The organism is Cellvibrio polysaccharolyticus (assembly GCF_015182315.1).
GTDB classification, from domain to species: domain Bacteria; phylum Pseudomonadota; class Gammaproteobacteria; order Pseudomonadales; family Cellvibrionaceae; genus Cellvibrio; species Cellvibrio polysaccharolyticus.
Genome location: NZ_PRDL01000001.1, coordinates 2,961,933 through 2,974,543, shown reverse-complemented (window position 1 = coordinate 2,974,543; position 12,611 = coordinate 2,961,933). Strand labels below are relative to the sequence as shown.

Sequence of the window (12,611 nt, the reverse complement as noted above, 5' to 3'; positions counted from 1 at the left end):
TAGTGGAAGCTTTTACAGTTTGGCGAGTGCCTTCAAATGGGCCATAGCGCAGCGGCCGAGGGAGTCAATATCGTAACCGCCTTCCAATAGTGAAACGATGCCGCGACATTGCTGTGCGGCATCGTTTTTTTGTTGGCTGTTATCCATTAACGTTCGTAGCTCCCGGCCAATCCAGGCGTAATCCTGCTCAACCAGAGACATGGATGACATATCGTCATCAATATAGCCGTCAAAGCCTGCCGAGATAAGAATAAGTTGGGGGGCAAAGGCTTCCAGTTTATCAAAGAGTTTTTCATTCAGTGCTTGGCGAAATTCCTTGCTGCGCGCGGTGGCGGGCAGGGGAATGTTAATAATGTGTTGCGGCACCGGGGCGATAGGCGTATCCGGATAAAACGGGTGCTGAAATACCGAGCAAAACAGCACCCGCGGGTCATCTAAAAAAATGGCCTGGGTGCCGTTGCCGTGGTGCACATCAAAATCCACGATGGCAATGCGTTCCATACCGTAATTATCCATGGCATAGGTTGCGGCAATGGCGACGTTATTAAAAATGCAAAAGCCCATGCCTTTATCGCGCTCTGCATGGTGGCCTGCGGGGCGCACATTGCAAAACACAACATCGGTTTCGCCTTTCATAATGCTATCAATAGCGGTAATGCCGGCACCCGCTGCGTGGCGTGCGGCATTCAAGGTACCGGGCGATACAAAAACATCATCGCCTAATGAAACGCAGCCGCTTTGCGGCAGGGATTGTTCAATTTTTTGCAAATACGCAGCGCTGTGTACTCGCAAAATTTGTTCGTTGGTGGCGGCAGTGGCTTCGCGGTGGTACAGCAAACAATCCAGACCGCTGCTAAGGAGTTGATTGTCGATGGCATCCAGCCGTGCGGCACATTCAGGATGCCCTGCAGGCATGTCGTGTTGATGGCAGGCGGGATGCGTAATAAAAGTTGCAATCATGGCAGCAGCAGGTCTGGTTGTTTTACAGATAAAGGATGCTTCGCTAAGCACCCCTGTTACCGGATAGTTTTCCGGTTTAAATAACGATGGCTATTATTCAGTAACCTGATGCACCAGCGCCAGCTTGCCACTTTCAAAAGCGGTAATATTTTCCAGGGTTTGCTCACTGATAGTGGCCAGCGATTCGCGGGTGAAAAATGCCTGGTGGCCAGTGACAACAACATTGGGGAAGGTAAGCAGGCGAGCAAATACATCATCCTGCAACACCTGGTTGGAATTGTCTTCATAAAAGCCATGGTTGGGGGCTTCATAAACATCCAGCCCGAGATAGCCGATTTTACGGGTTTTCAAACCTTCAATGGCGGCTTCGGTATCCACCAGCGCGCCCGCGCCGGTATTAATAAGCATCACGCCATTTTTCATCGCCTCAACGGCTGCTGCGTTGATGATGTGACGGGTGTTTTTATTAACCGGACAGTGCAGGGAAATAATATCGGCTTGCTTGTAGAATTCATCCAACGACAGATAGGCGACGCCAGCAGCTTGCAGGCTTTCATCAACAACCGGGTCGTTGGCAATTACCTTGCAACCTATGGCTTGCATGATGCGAGCGAACACACTGCCGATAGCACCGGTGCCAATAACCCCGACCGTTTTTCCGGCGAGGTCAAAGCCCAGCAAACCATTTAGCGAATAGTCGTTTTCACGTACCCGGTAGTGGGCGCGATGGAGGTGGCGATTCAACATCAGGATTAATCCCAATGCGTGTTCCGCAACGGCGTGAGGCGAGTAACCGGGTACGCGAGCGACGGTGATGCCCAGGGTTTTGGCGGCAGCGAGGTCTACTTGCTGCACTTCAGCGCAACGTAGCACGACCAGCGTAACGCCTTGCAAGGAGAGGCGTTTCAGTACCGCAGCATTCAGTTGGTCATTGACAAAACAACAGACGGCATTGCAATCCTCAACCAGTGCAGCGGTTTTAACATTGAGCGCCACATCATGAAACACCAGCTCGTGACGCCCGGCATTGGTTTGTGTCAGGGATTCCCTGTCGTAGGATTTGGTGCTGAAAACGGCCACTTTCATGGTGTTGTCCTCGTTGAACAATGCATGTCCCGAGTCTAAAACAAAACCCCGCTACTTGCTTGATTCAGCGCAAGAAAATCGGGGTACAGCAGAAAGGTGGCGCCGAATAAAAAAATGCCTGAACATCGCTGGCGCAGTGTTCAGGCAAGGTTTAATGCGGGTGGGGCTGGATTACACCGGGCCCATTTTGCTTTGCAGGTAGTTGGGCAGGCCGACTTTTTCAATCAGTGATAACTGGGTTTCCAGCCAATCAACGTGTTCTTCTTCAGATTCGAGAATGCCTTTCAGCAGATCGCGGCTGACAAAGTCCTGAACGCCTTCGCAAATACCAATCGCTTCGCGCAGATCAGGAATCGCTTTCAGTTCAACATTCAGGTCGGATTGCAACATTTCACGGGTATCTTCACCGATATGCAATTTACCGAGGTCTTGCAGGTTGGGCAGGCCTTCGAGGAACAAAATACGCTCTACCAGGATGTCGGCGTGTTTCATTTCATCAATGGATTCATGGTATTCGTGGTCAGCGAGTTCTTTCAGACCCCAATCCTTGTACATACGCGCATGTAGAAAGTATTGGTTAATGGCGACCAGCTCATTACCGAGAATTTTGTTTAAAGCGGCTATAACGTTGGCATCGCCTTTCATGATCTGCTCCTGGAATCTGATTGTAGAACGCACGGTGTTCTACAGTCTGGATCTGACCGGAGTGGAAGTCAAGCGTAAGCTATTGAAATATAAAGGAAAATGAATCTAATGAAAAGTGATTCAAATTCTCTTTTGCATTGTCGCCGGTTATTGCTTAACCAACAGCGTAGCAAAGCCCGAAAGCGTTGTTTTCGGAGACAGACTCCAGCGCTTCGTTGAGGATTTCACGGGTGGTGATGCCGCATTTGCCGCATTGACTGGTAACGCCAAGGCAATTGCGCAGTTGTTTAATGGTAGTGGCTCCGTCCTGGACAGCTTTTTGAATCTGACGATCAGTTACGCCTTTACACAAGCACACGTACATGGAGTAGTCCGAAAGGAGGTAGCGGGTTGAGATGCGAATCCTAATGTTAATGAGAATTTATGTCAATAATATATGGGAAGTTTTTTGTGTAAAAAGTGAGCGTTAAATTCGAGGGGTTTATAAGGCGGGTGGCTGTACTATGGGCGTCATATAGAAAATCAATATGACAGAAAAAAATGACTGTGTATTATAGCCAACTGCTATCAGCTAAATGGTTACTCATTGTGAGATTCTTCAGTTGTGATGCTGAACAACCTCATATCGGAGCGCCGGTGATATTTTCGCGGGATCGTTCTGCCAATTTCTTTTAACCTGTCAATCATCCAGGAGACCGACATGGCCGTATTAGTAGGTAAACAAGCACCGGATTTTACAGCAGCCGCTGTTCTTGCAAACGGTGAAATCGTTGAAGACTTCAACCTGTACTCTGCAATCAAAGGCAAGAAAGCCGTTATTTTCTTCTGGCCGCTGGACTTCACCTTTGTTTGTCCGTCAGAAATTCTGGCTTTCGATAGCCGCGTTGAAGAGTTCAAAAAGCGCAATGTAGAAGTGATCGGTGTTTCTATCGACTCTCACTTCACCCACAACGCCTGGAGAAACACCCCGGTAAACGACGGTGGTATTGGTCCGGTTCGTTTCACCGCCGTAGCTGACGTTAAACACGACATCGTTAAAGCTTACGACGTTGAATCTGAAGGCGGTGTAGCTTTCCGTGGCACCTTCCTGATCGACGAAGACGGTGTTGTACGTCACCAGCTGGTAAACGATCTGCCGATTGGCCGTAACGTTGATGAAACCCTGCGTACCGTTGACGCGCTGGCTTTCCACCAGGAGCACGGCGAAGTATGCCCGGCTGGCTGGAAACAAGGTGATGCCGGTATGGTTGCTTCTCCGGAAGGCGTTGCTGCGTACCTGTCTGCCAACGCCAGCAAACTGTAAGTTTTACATTTGCTGTGATGTTTAGTAAAAAGCCCGGCTATTGCCGGGCTTTTTCGTTCCCGGCCTCTGTAATGAGGTTTTTATGTCTGCTGCCCGTAAAGTGGATTTGCCAGCTGATTGGCTGGCTGCGCTGCAATCCGAGTTTGAACAACCCTACATGGCGCATTTGCGCCGTTTTCTGTTGCAGCAAAAGCAGTTGGGGAAGGTGGTATTCCCTGACTCGGCCAATATCTTTAACGCCTTTAACAGCACGCCGTTGTCCGCCGTAAAAGTGGTGATTATCGGACAAGACCCTTATCACGGGCCGGGCCAGGCGCACGGTTTGTGTTTTTCTGTTCAGCCCGGTGTTGCGACGCCGCCATCCTTGCAAAATATTTTCAAAGAGTTGAATCGCGACCTGGGTATTGCAGTGCCGCCGCACGGTTGTTTGCAGTCCTGGGCGGAGCAGGGCGTGTTGCTGCTGAATGCCACGCTGACGGTGGAGCGTGCCAATGCCGGGTCGCATCAGGGGCAGGGCTGGGAGGTTTTTACCGACCGGGCTATTCAGGTGGTGAGTGAGCAGTGTGAAGGTGTTGTTTTTCTGTTGTGGGGCAGCTACGCCGGTAAAAAAAGTCAGTTGATTGATGGTCGCAAACACCTGATTTTGAAATCACCGCACCCTTCACCTTTGTCGGCCTATCGCGGTTTTATCGGCAACGGACACTTTTCTGCGGCGAATCAATATTTGCAGCAACAGGGCAAGGCACCCATCAATTGGTCGGTCCTCTAATCAGGTGGTGAAAGCGTGCAGTGTCAAGGCTGCACGCGGTGTGCGGGGTTTGAACCTTTGTCTGCCTTATGAAAGCAGCAACATGGCAGCTTCCATTTCTGCCGACAGATCTTCCGATTCGGCGTATTGCATGTCGGTTTCCAAGCCGAGGCGGGCGAAGGCGGTAACGCTGCTGTAGTCCACATTTGCCAGGGTGTGGGTGCTTCCCATATGACTTTGCAACAGTGCCACGGTTACGATATCCGCGTAATCGGCGTGGTTTTGTTCGCGGGTAAACTGCAAGTGCTCCGAAGGAATACGCGCCAGCTCAGCCGGAAAGCGCCAGGCTTTCAGGATAAGATCACCCAGAATCGGGTGCAATTCTTCAATCACACGATCCAGCACCAGGCTGTTGCTGAGCAGCGCCGGGTTACTTTCCGCGTAGGTCAAAATAGGCAGCACACCGATTTGGTGAACGAGCCCGGCCAGGGTTGCCTGATCGGGGCGCAATTTTGTGTAGTGGCGGCACAACACGTGGCAAATACCGGCTACTTCGCTGGAGCGGCTCCAGACTTCGCGCATGCGGTGATCTACCAGATCAGAAGTTGCCTGGAACATTTGCTCCATGGCAAGGCCGGTAGCGATGTTGCTGGTGTAAGCAATACCGAGCCGCATCACCGCCGATTTCAAATCATTTAACGGACGCGGAGCGCGCAGTAGCGGGCTGTTGGCGACCTTGATAATGCGAGCACTCAAAGCAGCATCGTTGCCGATAACCGCAGCCAGCGTTTCCATATCAGCCGCGGGGTCTTCTGCCACTTCACGTACCCGCAAGGCGACTTCGGGCAGTGTGGGTAAAACCAGTCGGTCAGATTCAATGGCCTGGATTATTTCCTGACGGACCTTGTCGAGAATCAAATTCATCGTATTTCCTGTTGTTGTACGGGCTGTTGCGGCCGGTTCCTGATCAATGGTCATTCTCAAGAGGGATAAGGTAAGGCAGATCCAGCCTGGTTAGCTGAATCTCCGGATGTTGTGCAAGATAGAGGTGCTCAAGCTGATTGTCCGGCACAACCACCAGAGCTTCCGCGGTATTGTTCCGGTCAACGGCGGCTACGACCAACTCGCCAAGTGTTTTCCCCTGGGCATCTACAATCCCGGCGCCCGGTGTTGGTAGAGAAAAACCATCCGGCAGCCTAAAGGTCACGCGGTACATGTGACGCTTCAGCGTGGCCTTGTAATGCAGGCGCGCGACAATTTCCTGGCCGGTGTAACAGCCCTTGCGAAAGTTAATCGCATTGACCAGCTGATAATTTAACGATTGCGGGGTGAAAAGCTCACGGGTTTCCGGATAAACCTCACCGAATCCGGCACGGATGGTTGCCAGTGTCCAGCTGTTGGCGGGAGCTTTGGTCGTGCGCGTGCCGAGCTGGCTGGTCAGTTGCACGGCATCCTCGCTGGCGAGCCAGCATTCAACGCGCTGTTCGTCGAGTTGAATAAAAAAACTTTGCCGGTATTTCAGCCAGGCATCGTTGCCGCTGAAAGTCTGGCCGCTAATCTCTTCAACGTATTTTGCGGCGCCGGCACCCGTTATACCCAGCAACCGGTAGTGTTCGCTGCGGTTACTCAGCCTGGCTTTGGAGAACACAATATATTTGCCCAAATCCTTCTGGATGGCCTCCAGCATCGCGGTGTCGGCGCGCAGCAGCAAGGTTTCCGGTTGCGATTGCAGTACCCGAAAGCTGGACAGCATACGCCCCTTCGGCGTGCATTGGGCGCCAGCCCGGCTGACTGGCGACGCCAGATCGCGGATGTCGCAAGTCACCTGGCCTTGTAAAAATTTAACGGCGTCCGGGCCTTCTATACCCAGAATTCCCTGGTGATCAAGCTCGATCAATTGAAGTGAGTCAGTGGTAGTTGCCAAAGTGTCAGAAATAGTGAGAGCACTCATAGCATCAGGCTCCATAGGCGCGGGAAAACAGAAAAATGGCGCGTGACGGATTCAACGAATCCTTGTGCGCCAACAACCTTGTGCAAACCGCTAACTATACTGCAACCAGGGCCATCCGAAACCTGCCTGTGATTTATTGTGATAAAAAATAATGCGTTAACGCGCCGCTCAACTCATGGTTTGGTTTTTTAATGATCACCTGTTGTTGTAAGTGTCACTTTTTTTGGCGTTGTAGAAACCGGCTTTTTAGCGAGATCTGCATTCAGCGGCAAAAAGCGACCGGCAACCAAAAGGCGCGGTGAAAGGTGACGCTGGCCGGAAAGAATATTTTTGCCGCACGCATCCTGGTATACTGGGCGTTTTTCAAAGCGCGGAACCTATCATGGATAAAAATCGCTTGTTGTGGGCCAGCCGTCGGGGAATGCTTGAGCTTGACCTGATTCTGCTGCCCTTTGTCGAGAGGGTCTATGACACCTTGTCCGCTGAAGATAAAGTCAGTTATGAAGCCTTGATGTTGTGTGAAGACCAGGACATGTACGCCTGGTTTATGCGCAGGGAAGATCCATCCGACAGCCGTTTACAAAGGATTGTAGATATTGTTCGCGACAACACAGGCTTGCCCCGCCGCAGCTAAGCCGGCCTCGCCCCGTTATCATTTACACATTCCTCTGGCACCTTCCGGGTATTTATATAACGGGGTTGCGCTGGTAACTGTATTGCTTGCATCCCTGTCCGTGATGGCGATTGTCAGTGCGCTGGGCGTCAGCTGGCAAAGCCTGCTGCTGGTGATTGTTTATGCGGGCATGTGTTTGGCGCACTGGATTTATTTTCGCCGTTGGCAGCGCCAACAGCAGGGCATATTGGAAATGCGCTCTGACACCTGGTGCTGGCAGCAGAATATGACAACAACCGCGAGCCACGATTGGCGCATTGTTGATGATGTGGTGGTTTGGTCCTGGTTGATCGTTTTGCCGCTGGGCAATATTGCTACCGGGCAGCGTAAAAGGCTGGTGATTTTGCCCGATAGCGCCACTGCCGACAATCAACGCAAACTGCGTGTCTATCTTAAAACCCGTTACTGGAAAAGCAGCTCCCGCCATCAATAAAACAGGCTCTACGGCATGTTGATTTTAACAATGCCGCCACCTGCCAGCCCCAGATAAACCACTGTTTTATGGTTTTCTATGACTGCGAGCATGCTTTGCGTTCCGCCTTGCAAGTTATTGCCCGGATAGTAATAACGTGTCCAATTTGTGCCGCGGTTTTGCGACATTTCAAAAATTAATCGTTGCGAACCCGTGTTGTTTATTTCGCGGCTGCTGGTGTATACCCAGTCAGCGTTGCGAGGGTCATGCAGCAGCGTTGGATACATTCTATTGGCCGGTGGCGCCTGCAAAAAATTCCACTGCTTTCCGTAATCTTCACTGCGCCATAAGCCTTCATCACTGCTCAGCAACAGCGTAGCGGGGCGCTCCGGGTCCAGGCTCAGGTGACGAACGCGGCCGGGCGTTTTGCCCACGCTTGTCGCGACCAGGGTTTGCCCGGTATCGGCAGACCAGGCTTGCAGCCAGGGCTGGAGTTGTTCGTTGTAACCACCGGACCAGATATCGCCGGTAACCGGGTGGCGAAGGACAAACAACGAGACCACCGGGTTGGTTGTTTGCTCAGGTAACAAGGGTTGCCAGTCACGACCGCTATCCAATGATGTCAGTAGAAAATTTTCACTGATGGCGTAGAGCGCATTCACTTCTTCGGCATAACTCAAGCCCTGCAAATCAGTAGCTGGCGCCAGGCTGGTGTGTGCATCCAGCGGCTGCCATTGATGCCCGGCAGTCGTGGTTTCGAGCAGTTGCGCAGCCGGAGCGTCCTGAGTGTTTGCTTGTGCGCTGGCAATAAAATGCGCGGTATCCATGAAGGCGATGTCGGTTACCTGAAAATTCGCCAGGCCACGAATTTTCCAGCCATCCGAGGTGGATGTTTTAACGTATACGCCGTTGCTGGTGGCAGCAAATAGCTGGTCGTTGTGGTGATAAAGCTGATGGATGGTCAGGCCTTGCAAGCCGTCGTGGATAAACGTCATGGTGGTTGACGGTTGAGGTTTATCCCGTTGGTCGCCGCCACCGCAGGCCGATAGCAAGGCGCACGTGGCAAGAACAAATGGCAACAGCATTGGAAGTTGATAGCGAAGTGCCATGCTGGCCCGTCTCCCGTGATAATGACCGGGTGAGTATGGCAAGGCATCACTTCGGGAGTAGTAAAAAAATGTACCTGATTGTAAGCAATTGCGCGGTGGAGGTTGGCGGGGCGTGAAAAATAAAAAAGCCGATGATTTGTGTCATCGGCTTTTCAGCAACAGAGGCGTGTTTACTCTTCTGCAACAGAGCGGTTTTTGCTGATGATGAGATTTTGCCCGGCGAAGTTGGCCGGTACCAGCACGGTATCCCGAGCCACTGGCGATTTGTTGGGGTAATCCAGCGAGAAGTGCAAGCCGCGACTCTCTTTGCGTTCGATAGCAGAGCGAATAATCAACTCGGCAACGGTTGCCAGGTTGCGCAGTTCAATAAGGTCGCCACTGATTTTGTAATGGCTGTAGTACTCGGCGATTTCTTTTTGCAGCAGCTTGATGCGATGGGTGGCGCGTTCCAATCGTTTGTGAGTGCGCACGATGCCCACGTAGTCCCACATAAAGCGGCGCAGCTCATCCCAGTTGTGCGAGATCACCACATCTTCGTCGGAGTCGGTTACTCGCGATTCATCCCAGGCGGGCGACTTGTCCGGTTGGGGGATTGCATTCAGCTTGGCGAGAATATCTTCGGCGGCGGAGCGGGCGTAAACGATACATTCCAGCAGCGAATTACTGGCCATGCGATTGGCACCGTGCAAGCCGGTGAAGGTGGTTTCTCCAATCGCATAAAGATGTTCAAGATCTGTCTGGCCGTTGCGGTCTACCACCACACCACCGCAGGTGTAATGCGCGGCGGGTACTACCGGAATCGGCTCTTTGGTAATGTCGATGCCAAATTCCAGGCAGCGGGCTTTTACCGTGGGGAAGTGTTCGCTGATAAATTCCGGTGACTTGTGGCTGATGTCCAGATACACACACTTGCAGCCCAGACGTTTGATTTCGTGGTCAATAGCGCGCGCCACAATATCGCGCGGTGCCAGTTCGGCGCGCTCATCAAAGCGCGGCATAAAACGTTCGCCATTCGGCAATTTCAAGTAAGCGCCTTCGCCACGCAACGCTTCGGTAATCAGAAACGTTTTTGCGTTGGGGTGATACAAACAGGTGGGGTGGAACTGGTTGAATTCCATATTGGCCACCCGGCAACCGGCGCGCCATGCCATGGCGATACCGTCACCGCTGGCGCTGTCGGGGTTGCTGGTGTAGAGATAAACCTTGCTGGCACCGCCGGTTGCAAGCACCACTACCTTGGCCTGGAATACGTGAATATGATCGTCATTGTGGTTCAGCGCGTAAGCACCGGTACAGCGCAGGCGAGGGTAGCCATCATCGGCCTGGGTAATCAGGTTTACTGCCAGATGGTGCTCGAATAATTCGATGTTGGATTGCTGCAGCGCCTGATCAATCAGGCTGGTATGCACCGCCTGGCCGGTCGCATCGGCACTGTGAATAATACGGCGATGACTGTGACCGCCTTCCTGTGTCAGGTGGTAATCGGTTTTGCCGTTCTCGCGGGTAAAATTTACCCCTTGATCAATCAGCCATTCAATGGCTTCTTTGCTGTGCTCAACGGTGAAGCGTACCGCGTCTTCGTGGCACAGGCCCGCACCGGCGATAAGCGTGTCCGCCACATGCGCCTCGATGGAATCCTGATCATCCAATACTGCGGCAATGCCGCCCTGGGCAAACCAGGTAGATCCTTCATTGAGCGCACTTTTGCTCAGTACCGCAACGTTTGCGTATTTGGCCAAATGAAGAGCCAATGTCAGGCCGGCCGCACCGGAACCGATTACCAAAATGTCATGACTGTAATATTTGTTCATCACTACCTGTCCGTTCATCAGGAGACTGCTGAAAGGCGCAGTATATACAACCCGTTGACTAACCCCTATACGGCTTCTCTGAATTAACGCCTATAGTTATATAGAAACCCGTATAATCGCGCGGAACTTATAACTGGCAGAACGGGTCTATGCCGCTATTGCAAAAGAGGACTTTTGCGTCAGGGGTAGATCCCGCTTACAAATAGCTTTTTTGCTGGCACCTACGGGTAGCTACCGAAAAAGCGGGGAATTGACCTTGTGGTTACACAAGGTACTTGGGGGTTTTACGAGAATGACAGAGCCGTTAGCCCAAGATGCTGATCAGCAACTGGTGGAACGTGTACAGAAGGGTGACAAGCGGGCATTTGACCTGCTGGTTATTAAATACCAACACAAGATTCTGGCAATTATCAGCCGTTTTATTCGTGATCACGCTGAAGTGCAGGACGTTGCCCAGGACGCTTTTATCAAGGCTTATCGGGCGTTGCCGAACTTTCGCGGTGAAAGTGCGTTTTATACCTGGATGTATCGCATTGCGATCAACACCGCCAAAAACCATCTGGTGGCCCGTAACCGCCGCCCACCTGCCAGCGATGTCGAGGTGGAAGATGCCGAGTTCTACAGCGGCAACGAAGCAATGAAGGAAATGAATACGCCGGAGCACAATCTGCTGCGCGACGAGCTTCAGGCCACCATTGATCAGGCTATTCGCGATTTGCCGGAAGATCTGCGCACCGCGGTTACCTTGCGTGAAATGGAAGGTTTGAGCTACGAAGACATCGCTACCATTATGGATTGTCCGGTGGGCACTGTGCGGTCACGTATTTTCCGTGCGCGGGAAGCGATTGATAAAAAAATCCAGCCGTTGATTTCCTGAGTCAGGGGTGTTTGCACAATTTATTCACATTGTTAACGAAACTTGATCAAAAGCGGCAGAATATTGAACCTTTGAAAAACCGCCAGGTCTTTAAGTCAGGTTTTACGGAAACAACAAACAGATTGGCGGTAACGCGGCCATTCGTTATAAACAGCAGGGCGTCAACAGTGATCGATGGCCCGTTATATTTGTCTTTGACTGAGGTATTCCCGGAATGACGGAATCATCCCAACAGCAATTTTTTGCCGAATCATTATCTGCCCTGGTAGATAACGAAGCGACAGAGTTGGAGCTGCAGCGTTTGCTCAAGGCGAGCCAGACCGAGCCTGAGATCAAAGCTACCTGGAGTCGCTATCAGGTAGCCAGCGCGGTCATCCGTCAGGATCTGCCCCTGTTCGAAGCAGGCGATTTCGCGGCCCGCGTCAGTGCAGCGATTGCTGAAGAAGATGCTCATACAGCCGCTGCTGCTGAAACGCCGCGGGAAGCCGTCCAGCAAAAAAATCACTGGTGGCAAAATGTTGGCCGTTTCGCCGTAGCGGCCACGGTTGCCGGTGGTGTATTGCTGTTTGCTCAAACCTATGACGCCAATGAGGCCGGAGCGCCGGTTGTGGCCGACAATAACGCGGTTGAAGCCGCTCCAGCGGGTGCAGTTTCCCTGCCGTCAGGCTATCATGGTCAACCGCTGTCTCTGCGTACCGTGGGTATGCACAACAGTTACGAAGCTCGTCCCCAGGATAACCGTCAGGTCATCTTTGTTCCGCGTCAGAGCACCAACACCCAGGCTGCTGCGCCGAACGAAGAAATACGTGATTATCTGAATCAGTTGATTGAATCCCATTCAGATAATGCCGCGCTGAACAGTAGCCAGGGAATGTTGCCCTTTGCCCGTGTGGTGTTTACTGAAGAAGACTGATTTATATGCGGATAACGCAGTGGATTATTTTGCTGGGGACGTTTGCCATCGTGCACACGTCCCCAGTTGCATTAGCGCAGAACGAAACTGATACGCAACCTGCCAGCGGGGCATCACAGGCCG

The 12,611-nt window shown here is 52.1% G+C and carries 14 protein-coding genes; 6 read left to right on the top strand and 8 right to left on the bottom strand.

What is annotated here, in order from left to right:
• Positions 1-12: 12 nt before the first annotated feature.
• The 4 genes from C4F51_RS12725 to C4F51_RS12710 all read right to left on the bottom strand — a co-directional run bounded on the left by C4F51_RS12725 (position 13) and on the right by C4F51_RS12710 (position 3,055).
• Positions 13-960, bottom strand: a complete 948-nt coding sequence (locus C4F51_RS12725) for a histone deacetylase family protein (protein ID WP_193910356.1) — start codon at positions 958-960, stop codon at positions 13-15.
• A 93-nt stretch (positions 961-1,053) separates the two neighbouring features.
• On the bottom strand, positions 1,054-2,046 hold the full coding sequence (locus tag C4F51_RS12720; RefSeq protein WP_193910354.1) for a 2-hydroxyacid dehydrogenase: 993 nt from the start codon (positions 2,044-2,046) through the stop codon (positions 1,054-1,056).
• A 171-nt stretch (positions 2,047-2,217) separates the two neighbouring features.
• Positions 2,218-2,691, bottom strand: coding sequence for a bacterioferritin (gene bfr, locus C4F51_RS12715; protein WP_193910352.1), 474 nt, complete (start codon positions 2,689-2,691; stop codon positions 2,218-2,220).
• 154 nt (positions 2,692-2,845) lie between these two features.
• Positions 2,846-3,055 (bottom strand): (2Fe-2S)-binding protein, encoded by a 210-nt coding sequence (locus C4F51_RS12710; protein WP_193910350.1) that lies wholly within the window; start codon positions 3,053-3,055, stop codon positions 2,846-2,848.
• Positions 3,056-3,391: 336 nt separating this feature from the next.
• Here C4F51_RS12710 and C4F51_RS12705 point away from each other — a divergent pair, with 336 nt between their 5' ends.
• Complete coding sequence (locus C4F51_RS12705; protein WP_193910348.1) at positions 3,392-3,994, top strand: peroxiredoxin; 603 nt, start codon at positions 3,392-3,394, stop codon at positions 3,992-3,994.
• Positions 3,995-4,076: 82 nt separating this feature from the next.
• Positions 4,077-4,763 (top strand): uracil-DNA glycosylase, encoded by a 687-nt coding sequence (ung, locus tag C4F51_RS12700; protein WP_193910346.1) that lies wholly within the window; start codon positions 4,077-4,079, stop codon positions 4,761-4,763.
• 66 nt (positions 4,764-4,829) lie between these two features.
• Here ung and C4F51_RS12695 read toward each other — a convergent pair whose 3' ends face one another.
• Both C4F51_RS12695 and ygfZ read right to left on the bottom strand, forming a co-directional pair.
• Positions 4,830-5,666 carry an HDOD domain-containing protein gene (locus C4F51_RS12695; protein WP_193910344.1) on the bottom strand — a complete coding sequence of 279 codons (837 nt, stop codon included), beginning with the start codon at positions 5,664-5,666 and terminating at the stop codon, positions 4,830-4,832.
• 43 nt (positions 5,667-5,709) lie between these two features.
• The gene (gene ygfZ / locus C4F51_RS12690; protein WP_193910342.1) at positions 5,710-6,693 is read right to left on the bottom strand and encodes a CAF17-like 4Fe-4S cluster assembly/insertion protein YgfZ; all 984 of its coding nucleotides are present in this window, start codon (positions 6,691-6,693) and stop codon (positions 5,710-5,712) included.
• A 382-nt stretch (positions 6,694-7,075) separates the two neighbouring features.
• Between ygfZ and C4F51_RS12685 the strand changes: the two genes are divergently transcribed.
• Together C4F51_RS12685 and C4F51_RS12680 are read left to right on the top strand one after the other, a co-directional pair.
• Entirely contained in the window at positions 7,076-7,327 is a 252-nt protein-coding gene (locus C4F51_RS12685) for an FAD assembly factor SdhE (RefSeq protein WP_193910340.1), read from the top strand.
• Positions 7,290-7,799, top strand: a complete 510-nt coding sequence (locus C4F51_RS12680) for a protein YgfX (RefSeq protein WP_328701370.1) — start codon at positions 7,290-7,292, stop codon at positions 7,797-7,799. The genes C4F51_RS12685 and C4F51_RS12680 overlap by 38 nt, the downstream gene beginning before the upstream one ends.
• A gap of 8 nt (positions 7,800-7,807) precedes the next feature.
• Here the strand turns inward: C4F51_RS12680 and C4F51_RS12675 are convergent, their stop codons facing one another.
• Both C4F51_RS12675 and nadB read right to left on the bottom strand, forming a co-directional pair.
• Positions 7,808-8,887 carry a beta propeller repeat protein gene (locus C4F51_RS12675; protein WP_193910337.1) on the bottom strand — a complete coding sequence of 360 codons (1,080 nt, stop codon included), beginning with the start codon at positions 8,885-8,887 and terminating at the stop codon, positions 7,808-7,810.
• A gap of 170 nt (positions 8,888-9,057) precedes the next feature.
• The gene (gene nadB / locus C4F51_RS12670) at positions 9,058-10,716 is read right to left on the bottom strand and encodes an L-aspartate oxidase (protein ID WP_407926922.1); all 1,659 of its coding nucleotides are present in this window, start codon (positions 10,714-10,716) and stop codon (positions 9,058-9,060) included.
• Positions 10,717-10,990: 274 nt separating this feature from the next.
• Between nadB and rpoE the strand changes: the two genes are divergently transcribed.
• Both rpoE and C4F51_RS12660 read left to right on the top strand, forming a co-directional pair.
• Positions 10,991-11,575, top strand: a complete 585-nt coding sequence (gene rpoE, locus C4F51_RS12665) for an RNA polymerase sigma factor RpoE (protein WP_193910335.1) — start codon at positions 10,991-10,993, stop codon at positions 11,573-11,575.
• A 214-nt stretch (positions 11,576-11,789) separates the two neighbouring features.
• Entirely contained in the window at positions 11,790-12,488 is a 699-nt protein-coding gene (locus tag C4F51_RS12660; RefSeq protein ID WP_193910333.1) for a sigma-E factor negative regulatory protein, read from the top strand.
• Positions 12,489-12,611: the final 123 nt, after the last annotated feature.